Source organism: Paenibacillus pedocola (assembly GCF_031599675.1).
Classification (GTDB): Bacteria; Bacillota; Bacilli; order Paenibacillales; family Paenibacillaceae; genus Paenibacillus_AQ; species Paenibacillus_AQ pedocola.
In genome coordinates this window covers 3,740,115-3,756,711 of sequence record NZ_CP134223.1, presented here as the reverse complement: position 1 = coordinate 3,756,711, position 16,597 = coordinate 3,740,115, and the positions used below count along the sequence as shown (strand labels likewise).

Below are 16,597 nucleotides of genomic sequence, written 5' to 3'. Positions count from 1 at the left end.
CATCCTGATACTATCCGCATAATAAGTGAAATTACTGAATAATGGGGTGCCTCATGGAGCGGTTCGCGGTTTTGAGACACCTCATGCATTTTTAACCGTTTACTGCTGTTCGAATGACATTCATTTCTTTTTCTTGATTACAAAAAAAGTCACAATGACGAGCATGAATAGACCTGCAGTAGACCATAGAATATTTGCCCATTCAAATGAGGCTCCGCCAGCATACTCACCTTGATAGTTCGCTTTAATATACGATCCATCATTCAACTTAATCGCAATCGCCTCATTGGTGTTAACGTCTTTGATATTGTAATACTTTGTTCCCTCCGGAAAGTGGTTAGAAAAATTACCAGAGTATGTGTCTTCAAAATCTGAATACTTTGTAACCTCACCAATGATTGAATCAACTTGTTCAGGTTCTACTCGGATGTCCGAAATGATATAAGCCTTACCTTCATTTACAACAAATTTATACGCCCAATCCGCATGAACAGATCTTATTGCAATAAAAGTGCCTGCAAGACAGATCGCAATCAACAGAAATAGAGATTTTTTCATTGTATCCCTCCTGTGCATCCTTCTCACTTCGATTAACGATAGATAAATGAATTAACTATATTTTACATTAATGTGAGTGAGGATTCTCCTTAAATAATATAGCAGTGGATGAAAACAACTAGGTTACGCGGGTTGATGCGGTGGAAGTCCATGTTATAATACATAGGAGCATTCATATGACGGCGTAATCGTAATCCGAGTAATGGCTTATTGGAGGAATATCGTGGCAAAAGCGAAAGTGGCCAAACGGCCGACAAGAGATGAATTTGTGCTGGAGGAGATTGGCAACCAGCTGACGGAAGCAATGCAAGAGGAGTCGGTCATTTTGCTGACCGTGTGGGGGAAGGAAGAAGCGTTGCGGGGGCAGATCGTCGGCATGGACTCGCGGACCGGAAAGGTGCATCTCAGCTTGAACGAGGAGATCACCAAGGTTCCTTTTATGGATATTATGGCTATCAATTATCCCAGAGATTAGGTAAGTGAAGATAGAAGGCGCTGCACGATCAGACCTCCCGGCGCTGTCAGGAGGCTGACGCAGCAGACTTTGGCAGATAGCAGCAATGAGACCCTTGGGAAACCAAGGGTCTTTTGGTTCAGGAGCTGCAGATTCATTGCTGAGCGTCATAATCCGTTGCCGGAGGGGATGCCTCTATGCGTAGCCTAAAGGTAGACTTAAGGTGATGGAACAGAGGAGGGACGAACTTGCTGAATCATTCACTTAGGACGGCACAAGCTTGGTCGCCTGCTGCGCTTGGCGGAGGCGGTTATATTACCGGTCTGCTGCAGCATCCAGCGGATAGCGGAGTGCTCTATGCCCGCTGCGATGTGGCGGGAGTCTTTCGCAGCCTGGACGGCGGAATGAGCTGGGAGACGCTGAACAGCGGCTTAACCCAAAGCTATCATCATCAGGTACAGAGCTTTGCCATCAGCAGTCATCACCCGCAGGTGATGTTCCGTTGCTCGGGTGAAGTGAGAAGCCGGACATTTTACGGTGCGGTACACAAATCATCCGATGGCGGCGGGAGCTGGAAGGAAGTCTGCACCGGCATGGGATTCTACGGGAACGGGCCGACCCGGATGTACGGTGAGGTCATTGCGGTCGACCCGCATCATCCGGTGGTCGTGGCTGCCGGGGGGTACACCGGCGGTTTGTGGATCAGCCGCGATGAAGGCGAGACCTGGCAGCAAACGCTGCTGCCGGAGGAAAGATTCGGCTGTGTGGTTTTTCACCCAGCTATTCCTGGTGTATTGTTTGCAGGCACCATTAGCGATGATGACCTGAACATGGACTATGTGGAGACGGGTGAAGGCGGGGTACTGGGTCTGCTCCAGGATCAGCCCAGAGGCAAGCAAGGGCGGCTGTATGCCAGCCCGGATCTGGGAGAATCCTGGCAGCTGCTGTATGAAGGTGCGAGCTTTGCCGAGCTGTGCTTTGACAGCCGTGATCCGCAGCGCCTGATGGCCGCCTGCATTTGGGGAGGCATCTGCAGCAGCAGGGACGGCGGGCGGACCTGGATATCCGCCGGGGCAGGACTCCTGCCCGGTGAACACCGCTATGGCACGGTGGTTCAGGATACCCACAACCCGCAGCGGTGGTATACAGCCCCTGATGTGCGGCCGCATATGAAGGATGTCCCGCCCATTCCAATATATTATTCCGGAGACGGCGGGGAAGAATGGCAGCTTCTCCGGCAGCACCGGGATGAAGATTTGAGCGGGTTTCCGTCATACATGGACAGCTTCAACGGGGGATCACGCGCAGCGGCAGCAGGCTGGGCGATTTCGAAGCTGATCGTGGACTGTTTGAACAAAGACCGGCTTTATTTGTGCAACTGGTATGGAGTCGCGGTTAGCGAAGATGGCGGAAATACCTGGCGGGCAGGCCATTTCCGCGGGCTGGAAACCACCTGCATGGAAGCGGTAGCCGCAGCTCCCGGCCAGCCCGGCAAGTTCTGTGTCACCATGGCGGACCATTCGCCTAAGGTGACTGAGGATGGCGGGGTGACCTTCCGCAATCTGCCCGGACTGGCAGGTTACTCGGGGAGTACCGCTGTGGCCGTCTCTAGGATCAATTCTGAACATTATGTATACGGGCTTGTAGGCCATGGCCGTACTGCCTGTATCGCCTTAAGCAGAGATGGAGGGCAGTCTGCGGAGGAGGTGCTTACCCTTGAAAAGGGCTTGTTCGTCCAGGCTTTGCGGGAGGATGGTGTTCATTCCGGCACGTTCTACGCTTACATCGATGGCGATATTTCCTCAGGGGCCGGAGTTTACCGTTCTGCAGACGGGGGGCTGACGTGGAAGCAGACGCCTTTTCGCCCGCCGGCTCATGTGTCAACACTTCCTCACCTCAAAAACTGGATTGAAGCAGAGCTGCTGTCCGTGGTTGTCTATCAGGTCAAGAACGCCTGCGGTGCTAATCAGCTAATGGCTGCAGATCCCATCCGGGCGGGGCATGTCCTCACGGGGGAGTGGAGCGAGGGCATTTGGCGTTCCGCCGATGGCGGGGACACATGGGAATCTATTGGAGCGGTGCTCCCCTTTCAACACAGGGGTCCAGCATCGGTGCTGAATACGGTAGCTTATTCTGCCACTCGCAGCGGGACGTTGTATGCCGGGTTTATTTCGGAAGGATTATGGAGCAGCCCCGATGATGGCCAGAGCTGGAGCAAGCTTTTCCCGGCGGGTACAGCCGAGCCGTTTAATGTCTCGGCACTGGCTGTGGGCAAGGGCGACGGGGGAAGGGATCTGCTGATTCTGGCCAGCGAGCCGATGGTTCGTACTATGACTGAATCCAAGGTGGTGTGCAGCCGGGATGGCGGGATCACCTGGGAGACGTGGGCGGATGACTCACTTGGTGCGGTGCGCTGGAAAGGCGTCGCTCTCGATAGTGACAGCCGGCAGGTGCTCGCCGTGACCTGCGGTAACGGGGCGTACCGGACAGAGATAAGTTTTGGATAAACGCTAACGGGAAAAACTCCATCTAATGAATCCGTTTTGCCTGGAATCAGAACATAACTGGAATAACTCCAGCTGATTTATAAAGTACCGCTGATTTAAGGCTGTACGTGAGAAATTAGCTGGAGAAAATCTGTCTATCAAGATTGCACGGCTAATCCCCTAAATAGAAAATTCATAAGTTCGTTCTATATATAGGAACTTTTCGTCCAGACTAACGGAATATAGATAGAGTAAATCGTCTATTATATCCTGTCCGACCTAGCCAATATTCTCCCGCTATCCTTCGATCTGAAACCTTCTGTCTCCACTCCGTATCGAACAAAAATTAGTCGTTGCTCAAACACAGTTTTCGTTGCTGGCGATCCTTGTTGACCACAATAGAAAACGCTTACATTTGATGAGCCGGACGATTGAAAGGTCGTAATCCAACCGGCTGAAATTCAAATGGAGGTTTGATCCAAGTGTTTGCACGAACGGGCAAAAAATGGTTGTATGGCTGGCTGGCCGCCGCTCTGTTTGTTGCATCGATCATTGTTCCTGCTGCACCCTCGCGGGCGGCTGGGGAGAATCTTTTGAGCAATCCGGGTTTTGAATCAGGGGACACCGGATGGGAGAAATGGGGCAGTCCGGTTGTAGTGACAAGTGAGCAGCATGGGGGAGAAAAAAGTCTGCAGGTGAAACGTAATACGGGCGGAGCATCCGCGTCAGTGGCGGTACAGCAAGGCAAAACCTATCGTGTCGGACTATGGGTGAAGTTCGCCGGGACAGGGGTAACGAGCGCATCGGTGGATATGGATATCTTCGGCACGCAGCAAGGTAAGCAGATCCTGCAATTTTCGGGCTCCACCAGCTGGGAATACCGGCAGCTGCTCTATACACCGGCTCCGGGAGTGCAGTATATCCGCCTGTCCTTCTGGAACAGTACAAGTAAAGACTATTACATTGATGACGCGGTCATCCGTGAGAATGTCGATATCGAAAGGCCGACTACACCCGGCGTCTGGCAGACCCTGCGGGAGCCGGATTCACTGAAGTTGACCTGGTCCGGCTCGACTGATGATATGGCGGTAGATTCCTACCAGCTGTCATTCAAAAAAACAGATGACCCTGCCTGGACTGTAGTGTCCGTACCCCATCAGGCTACTGTTTCGGAGTACACCTATACACTGGGCAGTCTTGATCCCTTTTCCGTCTACGCCATCATGCTGCGTGCCAGGGATGCCGCGGGTAACTTCTCTGATTCACGCATGGGACTTGAAGCAACCCCGGGAGCCAATCTGGTGGCGAATGGAGACTTTGAGAGTGGTCTGATTTCCCCGTGGAAACAGAAAGGGACGGTTTCGACCGTAACCTATGACACCTATTCGGGGCAATATGCGGCCCAGCTCAATCCGGAATCCTTACTTCAGTCGGGGAAATTATCCGCGGACACCAGCAGTTATCTGGTGTCTTACTGGAGCAAGTCTGCGGCCACGCCGCCTGGCAGCCTTACAGTAAACCTTATTGTCTATCAGGATAGCGGGAAGACACTGCTTCCGGTTACTACCAGCGCCGCTTCGGGCTGGACTCGTACTGTGCAGCAGCTGCACACCGGAAGCAGCGCCTCGTTCCTGCGTCTGATGACTGCTAATGTTACAGGCGCGAATATCCTGCTGGATCAGGTATTTGTTGGTGCAATGCCGCAGCTTCCGGCAGATCTATCGCCCGGTGCTCCGGCAGGCTTTGCAGCCGGTAACATCGACGGTGTATCCGCGGAACTGGAATGGGCAGCTTCTTCAGGCCCTTTTGGCGTGAAGTCTTACGAAATTTCTTACAAAAAAGCTGCTGAAGGCACATGGTCCAGCCTCTCTATTCCTGCTGTTAACGGGAATCCACTATACACTTACAAACTGGAAGGCTTATCGCCTGAAACCTTGTACGATATTTCTGTAAAAGCGGTGAGTGAAGGGACTGCTGTTTCCGCGGCAAGTACGCTTCAGCTGACTACACTGAAGATGCACCCGGTCAATCCGGGGGCTTCCGAGGCCACCCGTGCACTCCTGGACCGCTTATATGCGTCGGTAGGAAACGCTGTTTATACGGGCCAGCATAACTATTACGAAGAGCCGACGAAGTGGTATGACACCGCTGCAGAGCTGACCGGCTACTATCCCGCTCTGTGGGGTTCGGATTTTGCTTACTACACCGGCGGAGATCTCGGCGAGTTACGCCAGGCTATGATTGACGAGGCAGTCCTTAAAGGGCAAAGCGGAACGATGGTAACGCTGACTTACCACGAGCCGCGGCCGATGGATCCGGCAACCGCCGGCTGGGAAAGTGTTACTGGAGATGTGACGCTGGCTCAGATGACGGACATCGTCACCCCCGGCACGGAACTGTATAACCAGTGGGCGGCACAGGTAGACGAAGTGGCCGGATACCTGGAGCAGCTCAGGGACGAGAACATTCCGGTCCTGTGGCGGCCGTATCATGAGATGAATGCCGAGTTTTTCTGGTGGGGGGCGCGGCCGGAGCTGTTCAAGCAGCTGTGGAACAATATGTACGACCGGTTAACCAATCTGCATGGGCTGGATAATCTGATCTGGGTCTGGAGCCCGAATGCAGAAAGCTCCTGGGCTTATGATTCGGCGCCATATTACCCCGGCCATGACAGGGTTGACGTTCTGGCTATGGATATTTACAACAATGATTATCGCGATACGTATTACAGCAAGCTAGTGCAGCTCAGCGGCGGCAGACCGATAGCCATTGGCGAGAACGGAGAGCTGCCGGATATGGAAATGCTGCAGAGCAAACAATCGCGGTATGTATATTTCATGACGTGGTCGCAGTATTTGACTGATAAAAATTCACTTAGCAGCATCCAGTCCCTGTACAGCCATCCCCGCGCTTTGAACAATGGGGAGACAGGAAACGGGCCGTACGTTCCTCCGCCAGCAGACAGCTATCTGATCGATGATTTCGAGGGCTACGGCGGATCAAACGGGAATCTGCGGGGGAAATGGCAGCGCAATGTCTCCGGTAATGCGGCGACGGTTACGCTGGACACGTACCATCTGAGCGGAGGCAGCTACGGGCTGAAGCTGGATTACACGGTGGGTAATCCCGGCTACGCGGGCGTTTACCGCAGCATGGGCAAGGAGTGGCCGGGAATGGAAGCCATATCCTTCTGGCTGCAGCCTGACGGATCGAACCGGCAGCTGGCTGTGCAGTTCCATGAGACGAACGGGGAAGTCTGGGAGGCCAGCCTGAAGCTACAGGGTACTGAGCCGGTGCTGGTGACCCTTCCATTTACCGTGTTTGCCCGGCCGGGCTGGTCTACCGGAGGCAACGGGGTGATTGATCTCGGATCAATTAAGGAGTTTGCCTTCTATATTGCGCAGGGCAGCGGCACACCGGGCAGCGGAACGATTTATATTGATGACATCAACGCTGTCAAACTCCCGGACGAACCAGAATAAGCAGCGATTTTCCGGGAATTAAGGGATCGTTGCTGAACCACATTTTTCGTTGGCGGCGGTACTGGTACGTCCTTCCTGCTGGGCATAAGATGAAAGTGTAAAGCAAAGACACAGGAAGGATGACAACCGTGCAGATCGAACGAAGGGTGTTTCACACGCAGAAAAAGAGTTCTGATTCCTGGTGGTCCAGGTGGATCAGGCAGTGGGATTTGCAGTTGATGGTGGTGCCGGCGCTGATCTTCATCCTTATCTTCAGTTATCTGCCCATGTACGGGGTACTGATGGCTTTTCAGGATTATCAGCTGTTCGGCGGTTTTTTTAACAGTCCATGGGTCGGGCTTAAACACTTCGAAGCGTTTTTTAATTCGCCTGACTTCTGGACGGTTATGCGCAACACGATTGTCATCAGCCTGCTCAAGCTGCTGTTTGGTTTTCCGGCCCCGATCCTGCTGGCGCTTATGCTGAATGAGGTGCGGCAGATGATGTTCAAGCGGATCATTCAGACGGTCAGCTATCTGCCGCATTTTCTCTCCTGGGTCATCGTTGGCGGGTTCGTCGGGTCGATGCTTTCGACTGATAATGGAAGCGTTAACATGCTGTTGATGAGCCTTAATCTGACGACGGAGCCGATCAGTTTTCTGTCCGTGCCGGAATACTTCTGGGGCATTCTGGTCGCTACGGGAGTATGGAAAGAAATTGGATTTGCGGCAATTGTCTATCTGGCTGCGATTGCCGGTATCGATCCGCATTTGTATGAAGCCGCTTCCATCGACGGGGCGAGCCGTTTTAAGCAGATTCAGCTGATTACGCTGCCCTGCATCCGGCCGGTGATCATCATCTTCATGATTCTGGCTGTGGGCAATATTCTGAACGCCGGATTCGAGGATATCCTGATTCTGGCGACGAACCCGATTCTGCGGGATGTGTCCGATGTGATCGATACGTATGTCTACCGGATGGGGATTTTGAACAGCAGGTTCTCCTATGCGGCGGCCGCAGGATTGTTCAAGGCGGTCATTAGCGTCAGCCTGCTGGCAATAGCCAACAAGGCGGCCAGAAAAATGGGTTCAAGCTTATGGTAGATTCAGTCTATGGGGAAGCGGGGAACAGGTTATGATGAAGCTGACGCGGAGCGATAAGGTGCTGCAAGTATTGATTTATATCCTGCTGCTGCTGCTCGGCTTCGTCACCCTGTACCCTTTTTGGAACTCGCTGGTCATATCCTTCAATACGGGGGCGGACACGGCCTTCGGCGGCATTACGTTCTGGCCGCGCAGTCCGACCCTCGACAATTATGAAGTGGTCTTTCATGACAGCCGGATCGGCCAGGCGTTTCTGGTCTCCGTGCTGCGGACGGTGGTGGGGACAGTGCTGTCAGTGCTGTTCACGGCCATTCTCGCTTACGGGCTGTCGAGGCAGGAGCTGCTGGGCCGGAGATATTATATGGTGTTTTGCGTCATCACGATGTATTTCAGCGGCGGGCTTATTCCAACCTTCCTGCTGCTGCGCGAATTCGGCATGATGGACACTTTCTGGGTGCTGGTGATTCCGGGGCTGATCAGTGTTTATAACATGATTATTTTCCGGACTTTTTTTCTGGGGCTGCCCGCAGGGCTGGCCGAGTCGGCGCGGATTGACGGCTGTAATCATATCGGTGTACTGCTCCGCATCGTACTGCCGATTTCAGGGCCTGTTGTGGCAACCTTAGCACTGTTCACGGCAGTCTGGCATTGGAATGACTGGTTCTCGGCCAGCATTTATATCAATGATCCGAAGCTGATACCCATTCAGACCCTGCTGAAGCAGATCCTCAATTCCAATATTGTCACGGATCAGCTGCAGTCCATCGGCATGAATGCGGCGGCGCAGGACCGGCAGGCGATGATGAAGTCAGTTACAACCAAATCGCTGATTATGGCCACGACAATGGTGGCAACGCTGCCGATTATTATGGTTTATCCGTTTCTGCAAAAATATTTTGTCAAAGGTGTGCTGATAGGCTCACTCAAGGAATAGCCGCATTACTGTGTATAGTAAGTATAAGAGAGGGGTTACTCATTTGGAGCGTAAAAAGGGCTTGCCGCTGATGTCGGTTGTATTGGGTTTCGTGCTGCTTCTGTCCGGGTGCGGAGGAGGCAATAGTAATGCCGGTGTGCAAAGTACTGTGGAACCGACCAAGGCACCGGCGGCTGCTACAGAGACGGCTGCTCCCGCAGAGACGGCAGAAGCCACAGCAGCTGCTATAGGAAGTACAGTGAAACCGGTCACCTTCAGTTATTACAGCAATTATGACTGGGATACGACGGAGCCGTGGGGGAAGGATTCCACCACCGCCTGGATCCGGGATACTCTTAAGGTCAATATGACAGCCGTGCAATCAAGCGGGGCGGCAGAAACCAAGTTCAGCACGATGATCGCCTCAGGCAGCCTGCCGGATGTTATTATGATGGACCGTGGTGCGAATGTAGAAAGGCTGCGGCAGGCAGGTCTGCTGGTGGCGCTGGATGAATATCTTGATAAATACCCTAATTTGAAAAATAACGCCGGTGAAGCGACGCTCGGTATGCTCCGCTCGGATGACGGCAAGCTGTACCAGTTCCCGAACTGGTATACGTCAAGCCCGAACGGGAACGGAGGCTGGATCGTCAACCGGAAAATCTATAAAGAGCTCGGCTCGCCGAAGCTGGAAACCTATGATGATCTCTATGCTTACCTGAAGCTGGTGAAAGAAAAATACAGCGATGTTATTCCGCTTGAGATTGGAGCCAAGGGGCGCGGGCTCGAAACGATGTATGGCGGCTTTGCCGAGAACAAACCTTACCTGGCCAAGATTAATCCGGTAGGCAATGAGCTGAGATCGATTTTTGAGGATCCTGTGTTCATCGAGAGCATGCAGTATGCCAGCAAGCTGTTCCGCGAGAAGCTGATCACCCAGGATGCCTTTACGCAGACGGGCAATCAGGTGACCGAGAAGCTAGTGACCGGCCGGGTGGCGGTCTATGCGGACGGCGATGTGGTCAATCCGGGCCGGGATGCCAACAATGCCTTGCGTACGGTGGATCCGGAGGGCGGCTACGACATTATCTGGCCGATTCATAAGGCGGGACTCGATCCCGCGAAGATTACCCCGAACAATTACAATTCCCTTGGCTGGAATGTACTCGTCATCACCAAGAAGGCTAAAGACCCTGAAGCGATTTTCTCGTATCTGGACTGGTTAACCGGCGAAGAAGGACAGCGGATTATTAACTTCGGGCGGCAAGGCCTGTATTGGGATGAGACAGATGCCGACGGTGTGCCGATTCTGAATGAGAAGGGGCTGAACACCCCGCAAGCCGATAAGGACAAAGAAAGAATCGGCCGGTTCAACTGGGTTGGCAACACGACCTTTATTGATCAGACCAAAGCCAAGATGGATGCCCAGCTGCCGGCAGATAAGCAGAACTGGACAACACTTGCCCAGCAGAAGGTGACCTGGAAAACTTCCAGAAATTTCACGGAGTTTGTGAATCTCGATCCGCTGCCTGATTCCGAGGAGGGTACGATTGCCTCCGCTGTGAACGATATCTTCCTTGAGGTATATGCCAAAGCACTCTATGCAAAAAGTGATGAGGAAGTACTGACCCTGTTGAAAAAAGCTAATGAGGATGCAAATAAAGCCGGTTATGCGAAGCTGCTGCAGTTCCAGACCGAAAGATGGCAGAAGAATCTAAGCAAGATGAAATAACGCTAGAGTCTGATGGAGACGTGGGGTATACTGAATCCAAGTGTACCCCTTTTAACTAATAAATGTAAATTCCGTCTGAGTCTGAACAGCATAAGCATCAATGGGGCAGAATCTTTAGTTTCATCTAAACGAATTACAAGGATGGGATGAAATGTACAAGGTGCTGCTGGTGGACGATGAGCTGCTTGATCTGGAGGGACTGAGGCGTTTCATGAACTGGGAAGCGCTCGGAATGTCCGTATGCGCTACGGCAAGCAGCGGATTTGAAGCAATGGAAGTGCTGGAGAACAACGCTGTTGATATTGTTGTCACCGACATCAAAATGCCGATTATGTCAGGAATGGAGCTTGCCCGCAGAGCGCTGGAGCTGAATCCAAAGCTAAAAATTGTGTTTGTCAGCGGCTATGAGGATTTCCAGTATGCCAAACAGGCGATCTCCATGAGTGCCTCCGGTTATGTGCTAAAGCCGGTGGACGACGAAGATATGCGCATGACGCTGGAAGAAGTCAAGCTGTCCCTGGACCGGGAGCAGGCGAATACCCATCTCCGGCAGTACATTTCCGATTCGGAGCCGCTGCTCAAGCGGGAACTTTTCAAGCAGCTGCTGGACGGAAGGCCGGATGAAGAGAAGGTGCTGCAGATGCTGCAGCGGATCGGAATATCCTGGCATGCTGCCAGCCTCTATACAGCGGTGCTGGAACCGGATGATTTGAACTGGAAGCTGAACGGCTACGGGGATGCCGTGAAGACTGGTATCGAGCAAAAGCTTGACACGGCAGTTGCGCATTTTTGCGCCGGGGAGCGGATTCAGGCCTGCAGGCTGGATCGGTTCCATTTTGCATTCATTCTGGATAAGAGTTACGACAGCGGAAGGCTGCAGGGGCTGATTCATCAGGCAGTCAGCGGCACTCTGCTTACGGTCACAATCGGAATTGGCCCGGTTGTAAACCGGCTGAGCGAGCTGCATGAGTCGTTTCAACGGGCAAAGGAAGCGCTGGGACTGAAGCTGTTCCTGGGCAAAGGCAGGCTGATCCACCACACGGATGCCAAGGAGCCGATTTCAGCGAATGCACGGGATCTGGATGGCATTCTGCAGTCCCTGTTTCAGGCGATGTCCTCTTACCGGCTGGTTGATATTGACGACTGTAATGAAGAGCTGTTCGTCTGGGTGGGCAAGATGGAGACAAAGCTGGAGATCTATCAGCTGATCCTGCATATTGTTTCGCAGCTGGACGCTTATCTGCATACGATTAACGAGGATTTCTACCTGCTGCTGGGGCTGGACCGGAAGCAGCTGGGTATTCTGTATCACCTGGAGACGACTCAGGACATGAAGTCCTGGCTCCGCCGCCGGATGTTCGAGCTGTCCGAACGGCTCCAGCGCAAACGCCAAGGCAAGAAACGCAAGCTTGTTGAAGAAATTGAAGCCTATATTGAAGATCATCTGGAGCATAATGTGATGCTGCGGGATGCCGCGAACCATTTTTCCTTCTCACCCAACCATCTGGGGCAGATTTTCTTCGAGGAGACGGGCATTTACTTCTCGGATTATGTCTCCTTGAGACGTCTGGAGCGGGCGAAGCAGCTGCTCGGTGATCCTAAGCTGAAGGTCTATGAAGCTGCAAACAAGGTCGGCTACAAAAACCTGTCGCATTTCAGCAAGCAATTCAAGGATCATTACGGTGTCAGTCCGGGCGATTACCGGAGACATCTGTAACATGCGGCGCCTGCTGAATATGCCCTTTGGCTATAAACTGATCCTTCCTTATGTCCTGTGCCTGCTGCTCGCTGTAGGTACGGTTGGAGGATTCGCCTACACCCATTCCGTGAACTCGCTAAAAGAGAAGACGCGGGAGAATATTCAAGGCACACTGCAGCAGATGCGCGACAATATCCGTTATCACACAGACAATATTGAACGGATATCCAATATGCTATATTACAATTACAGTCTGCAAAGTGCGCTGCGCCGCTACGATCAAGGCTGGTACAGCTATGAGACGATGACCAAGACACTGATGCCGGCGCTTGAGAATCTTCTAAACTATACGGGCAGTAATATAGGCTTGTCCGTCTATCTGCAGAACGACAGCCTGTCTGAGGTCTTCTATTATGACAATGGCCAGAATCCGCTGCTCTCGACCAAGCGGTATGAAATTTTTCATCTGAAGCGGATTGAAACGGAACCCTGGTACCGGGAGCTGAGGCTATCTGAAACCATGGCGGGCCAAAGTATCTGGCGGCAGATACTGCGCGATGAGGCGAATGGCAATATCTCGCTGCTGGAGCGGATGGATGATGTACAGCGAGGAAAGAGTATTGGCCTAATCCGGATTGCGGTGCAGATCAGCGATCTGCTGGACTCTGTGGATTACCGGAAAATCGGCGGCTACAGCACACTTCGTGTGGTTGATGGAACGGGTAAGGTGGTCATAGAATCCTCACCGGAAAATACAGCTGGAGAGAGCGGGAGTATGGAGCTGAACCGGCTGCTGCTGAGCGAGCCGCTGGACGGACTGGGCTGGGAGCTGCAGGCCTATGTTCCGAACAGTCTGTTCGATGAAAGTGCGGATAAGGTACGAAGAATGACCCTGCTAGTCTGTCTGGTCAGCGCGGTTGTACTGGCTGGACTCGGAATCGGGGTGTCGAGTTATTTTTCTCGGCGGATTCAGAAGATTGTAGGCTCGTTGAATGATTTCCGGGACGGGGATTTTCAGAAGCGGATCAGCTATAAAGGCAATGACGAGCTGGGACAGATCGCTGCAGCCTTCAACCGGATGGGCAGTAACATCGAAGAACTGATTCACCGCAATTATGCTGTAAGCCTCCAGAAAAAAGAAGCCGAGCTCGAATCCCTGCAGGCACAGATCAACCCCCATTTTCTTTACAATACCCTCTCTTCCATCAGCCGGCTGGCCCAGTTCGGCGATGTTCAGACGCTGCAAGTGCTGGTCCAGGAGCTGGCCAAATTCTACAGGCTTTCCTTAAACAGGGGTGAAATACTCACAACGGTAGGCAAGGAAATCGAACATGCGAAAGCTTATATCGCCATTCAGTGTATCAAATACGGTGACCGGATGAATGTCTATTATGATATTGATCCTGAAGTGCTGGAGTACATGACCGTCAAACTGATCCTGCAGCCGATGCTTGAAAATGCGCTGGAGCATGCCTGGTTCGGAAGCACCATCGGCATCCGGCTGGTGGTGGAGAAGCGCGATTCGGATATCGTATTCAAAGTCATCGATACCGGTGTCGGTATGAAAGCCGAGACGATTCAGCAGATTCTGGACCCCGACGGTCCCCGGATCGGCTACGGCATCCGTAACGTCGATTCACGGATTAAGCTGCATGGGGGCAGCCGCTACGGCGTCGTCATTGGCAGCCGTACCGGGATCGGCACCTGTATCCAGATCACTATTCCCCGCCGGATGTAGCGGCTCCGCTGCCTTATCCGCGCTAAAGGAGTTTCGGTCCAATTGAAAAAATCTATAGTCACGGAAAAGTATGAAATTACCCTGGAAGGCGGTTCTACGGACTTTGAAGCCGCACTTTCACTGGAACAGCTAGAGAGCGGAGTGCAAGTTGTGACGCTTAGGCTTACGGCATCTGTTCCGGCGTTGCCTCCTACGCTGTCCTTAACCTGGAGCTGTAAGGCAATAGATGTCCAAGGTCTGTGGCATCCGGCTGCAGAGCGCAGCCGGGGGCTGATACCGGATTGGTGGGAAGGTTTTACCTCCAGATCAACTTCCTCTGCACCTGTCGTCTGTCTATACGGTAACAGGGGCAACAATGTGCTGAGTTTTGCCTGCTCGGATGTCATGAACCCGCTGAAGCTGCATGCAGGTTTGAATGAAGAGACGGCCAGCTTTCACTGTTCTGTGACGTTGTTCTCTGAACCGGGTGCGCCGCTGGCATTTTATGAAGCCCGGCTAAGGCTGGATTCCCGCAGGATTCCGTATTTTCAGGCGCTGGCAGGTGTAGCGGACTGGTGGGCCGGCTTCCCCGGCCATGAGCCTGCCCCTGTGCCGGACGCGGCCCGGGAGCCGATGTATTCCACCTGGTATAGCTTTCACCAGCAGCTGACACCGGAAGCGGTGGAAGCAGAATGCAGACTGGCTGCGGAGCTGGGCTGCAAGGCGGTTATTGTGGACGACGGCTGGCAGACTTCGGATGCCTCCCGCGGCTATGCCTATTGCGGAGACTGGAAGGCCAGCGCCGGCAAAATATCCGATATGAAGGCTCATGTCGCAGCAGTGCAGGAGTCAGGGCTGAAATATATGCTGTGGTATGCGGTTCCGTTCATTGGCAGGCACAGCAGAGTATGGGGGGGCTTCAAGGACAAACTGCTCTATTTCCATGAAGGCTTCGGTGCAGGGGTAGCCGATCCGCGTTATCCAGAGGTGCGGGAATATTTGACCGGTATCTATGAGCAGGCGCTGCTGGAGTGGAATCTGGACGGGTTTAAGCTGGATTTCGTTGACAGCTTCTACGCACTTCCGGAGGATGCAGGGAAGACGGACGGCGGACGTGACACGGCCTCTGTTCCGGTGGCTGTTGACTTGCTGCTGGGCGGAATTATTAACCGGCTGCGCCGCTTGAAGCCGGACATTCTGATCGAATTCCGCCAGAGCTATATAGGCCCCTTGATGCGCAAATACGGCAATATGTTCCGGGCGGGAGACTGCCCGAATGATGCGGTCCAGAACCGGATCAAGACGATAGACATCCGGCTGATCTGCGGCAATACGGCGGCTCACTCCGACATGCTGATGTGGAATTTGGAGGAGTCTGCCGAAGGTGCCGCGCTGCAGTTTATCAACGTCCTGTTCGCTGTGCCGCAGATTTCCGTCCGGCTGGCAGAGCTGCCGCAGCCACATATGGAGATGCTGACTTTTTGGCTTGGGTTCTGGCGCGGGCACCGGGATGTACTGCTAGAAGGCAGTCTTGAGCCCTGGCATCCGGAGCTGCTCTACCCGCTGGTCATGGCCCGGAATTCCCGGAAGCTGATCGCCGCCGCCTATCTGGATATGGTAATTCCCTTAACCGGTGAGCTTCCGGAAGAAGTGCTGGTGGTGAATGGTACGCTGCTTACCCGGCTGGTGCTGGAGCTGGACAGGGACGCCGGGCAGCGGCGGGTCATTATCTGCGATTGCCAAGGGAACACCGTTTCACAGGTTTTGGCGGCGATGGGTAAGGGGATTCATGTACTGGAGGTTCCGGCAGCCGGTGTCATTGCGGTTCAGGCGGTGGTGACCTGATTTCATTCCGGCTTCAGCATAAGCTGCTTAGTGGATGGGTGGATGAAGAGGAACGCTGCCTTAAGGGAGTCTGCCCGTGTTATAATACTTCCAATATACACATATGGCAGCGCACCTTCCAGAACGGATCGCACGGCCGGAAAGGTTGAGGAAAGATGCAAATAAGCAAAACGAATGCCCTGCGGATGCTTGACGCCAAGGGCATCAGCTACGAGGTCCATTTATATGACAATGAGGATGGCGCCGTCCACGGTACAGCAGTTGCCGAGAAAATCGGGAAGGCACCGGAAACGGTCTTCAAGACGCTGGTCTCGCACAGCGGGCAGAACCTTTATGTATTTGTCATTCCCGTAGCTGAAGAGCTTGATCTGAAGAAGGCCGCCAAGGCCGCCGGGGAGAAAAAAATCGAGATGCTGCCTATGAAGGATCTGCTGAAATGGACAGGTTATGTCCGGGGCGGCTGTTCTCCTGTCGGGATGAAAAAGCTGTATCCGACCTTTATTGAGCACAGCGCGGAAATTCTCGACACGATGGCCGTCAGCGCAGGTAAAATCGGCATGCAGATGGAGCTTGTCCCGCAGGAGCTTGCGGACATGACCGGAGCCGTATTTTGCGAGCTAATCAAATAA

General features: G+C 53.2%; 11 protein-coding genes. 10 read left to right on the top strand and 1 reads right to left on the bottom strand.

Going from position 1 to position 16,597, the window contains the following annotated elements; all coding sequences use genetic code 11:
• Window positions 1-120: 120 nt before the first annotated feature.
• A complete protein-coding gene (locus QU597_RS16460) occupies window positions 121-558 on the bottom strand; it encodes a hypothetical protein (RefSeq protein WP_310828993.1) in 438 nt (145 codons plus the stop codon).
• A 202-nt stretch (window positions 559-760) separates the two neighbouring features.
• On the opposite strand from QU597_RS16460, the gene QU597_RS16455 reads away from it, so the two are divergent.
• The 10 genes from QU597_RS16455 to ybaK all read left to right on the top strand — a co-directional run bounded on the left by QU597_RS16455 (window position 761) and on the right by ybaK (window position 16,597).
• Window positions 761-1,033 carry a YolD-like family protein gene (locus tag QU597_RS16455; protein WP_369698823.1) on the top strand — a complete coding sequence of 91 codons (273 nt, stop codon included), beginning with the start codon at window positions 761-763 and terminating at the stop codon, window positions 1,031-1,033.
• Window positions 1,034-1,260: 227 nt separating this feature from the next.
• Window positions 1,261-3,519: a WD40/YVTN/BNR-like repeat-containing protein gene (locus QU597_RS16450; protein WP_310828991.1), complete on the top strand. Its 2,259-nt coding sequence runs from the start codon at window positions 1,261-1,263 to the stop codon at window positions 3,517-3,519.
• 461 nt (window positions 3,520-3,980) lie between these two features.
• A complete protein-coding gene (locus tag QU597_RS16445; RefSeq protein WP_310828990.1) occupies window positions 3,981-6,980 on the top strand; it encodes a glycosyl hydrolase in 3,000 nt (999 codons plus the stop codon).
• Window positions 6,981-7,198: 218 nt separating this feature from the next.
• Window positions 7,199-8,062, top strand: coding sequence for an ABC transporter permease (locus tag QU597_RS16440; protein WP_310833341.1), 864 nt, complete (start codon window positions 7,199-7,201; stop codon window positions 8,060-8,062).
• A gap of 31 nt (window positions 8,063-8,093) precedes the next feature.
• Complete coding sequence (locus QU597_RS16435) at window positions 8,094-8,996, top strand: carbohydrate ABC transporter permease (protein WP_310828989.1); 903 nt, start codon at window positions 8,094-8,096, stop codon at window positions 8,994-8,996.
• Between the two features lie 70 nt (window positions 8,997-9,066).
• Window positions 9,067-10,707: an extracellular solute-binding protein gene (locus tag QU597_RS16430; protein WP_310833340.1), complete on the top strand. Its 1,641-nt coding sequence runs from the start codon at window positions 9,067-9,069 to the stop codon at window positions 10,705-10,707.
• Window positions 10,708-10,858: 151 nt separating this feature from the next.
• Window positions 10,859-12,424 carry a response regulator gene (locus QU597_RS16425; RefSeq protein ID WP_310828988.1) on the top strand — a complete coding sequence of 522 codons (1,566 nt, stop codon included), beginning with the start codon at window positions 10,859-10,861 and terminating at the stop codon, window positions 12,422-12,424.
• A gap of 1 nt (window position 12,425) precedes the next feature.
• Window positions 12,426-14,144 carry a sensor histidine kinase gene (locus tag QU597_RS16420; RefSeq protein ID WP_310828987.1) on the top strand — a complete coding sequence of 573 codons (1,719 nt, stop codon included), beginning with the start codon at window positions 12,426-12,428 and terminating at the stop codon, window positions 14,142-14,144.
• Between the two features lie 42 nt (window positions 14,145-14,186).
• The gene (locus QU597_RS16415) at window positions 14,187-15,968 is read left to right on the top strand and encodes a glycoside hydrolase family 36 protein (RefSeq protein ID WP_310828986.1); all 1,782 of its coding nucleotides are present in this window, start codon (window positions 14,187-14,189) and stop codon (window positions 15,966-15,968) included.
• Window positions 15,969-16,123: 155 nt separating this feature from the next.
• Window positions 16,124-16,597 (top strand): Cys-tRNA(Pro) deacylase, encoded by a 474-nt coding sequence (ybaK, locus tag QU597_RS16410; RefSeq protein WP_310828985.1) that lies wholly within the window; start codon window positions 16,124-16,126, stop codon window positions 16,595-16,597.